The sequence below is a fragment of the Nguyenibacter vanlangensis genome (assembly GCF_013376155.1).
GTDB lineage: Bacteria > Pseudomonadota > Alphaproteobacteria > Acetobacterales > Acetobacteraceae > Gluconacetobacter > Gluconacetobacter vanlangensis.
On the sequence record NZ_JABXXP010001211.1, the window covers coordinates 1 to 582 of the forward strand.

The 582-nt window shown below is 70.1% G+C and carries 1 protein-coding gene and 1 pseudogene; both read left to right on the forward strand.

Going from position 1 to position 582, the window contains the following annotated elements; translation table 11 throughout:
- Positions 1-342 (forward strand): annotated as a pseudogene (locus HUK84_RS22165) (energy transducer TonB); the annotation flags it as partial.
- 48 nt (positions 343-390) lie between these two features.
- On the forward strand, positions 391-582 hold a 192-nt coding region (locus tag HUK84_RS22170; RefSeq protein WP_176642038.1), incomplete at its 3' end, for a hypothetical protein.

Genomic DNA, 582 nt, shown 5'->3' on the forward strand with positions numbered 1-582 from the left:
GAAGGCGGCGGGGCGCCGGACGGCGACATCACCAGCGCGCTCAGCGCGGCCCAGCAGGGCGCGATCGGCAATGCGGTCCGCCGCTGCTATACCGAGGACACGGCCGCGCGTGACTATGCCACTTTCGTCGCCCACCTGGTGGTGACGGTCGATGCGACGGGCACGGCCCGCATCGTCCAGTTTGCGCCGGAAACCCAGGCGCGGATGGCGGCCGACGGGTCTTATCGCGCCCTGGCCGAACGCGCGCGCGCGGCGGTGCTGAGCCCCACCTGCGCCCAGCTGCCGCTGCCAAAGGCGATGCTGGGGCAAACGCGGCAACTGAAATTCGTTTTCCGCCCATGAGGCAGCCTGCCTGCCGGACTGTCGCCCGGCCCGGGGGAGGCCAGGCTAATGCAGGCCAGGATAGTGCAGGCCACCCTGGGCGGTGCGTACGAGGAGAAGATTATGCGTCCGAATGACCTTGCGTGGATTTCCGATACCGATGCGTCGTTTTTGGCGTCCCATCTCGGCCGGCGCACCCTGATGGGGGCGGGGGCCGGCCTTGCGGGCGGTATCCTGGCCGCGCCGCTTTCGGCCCTGGCG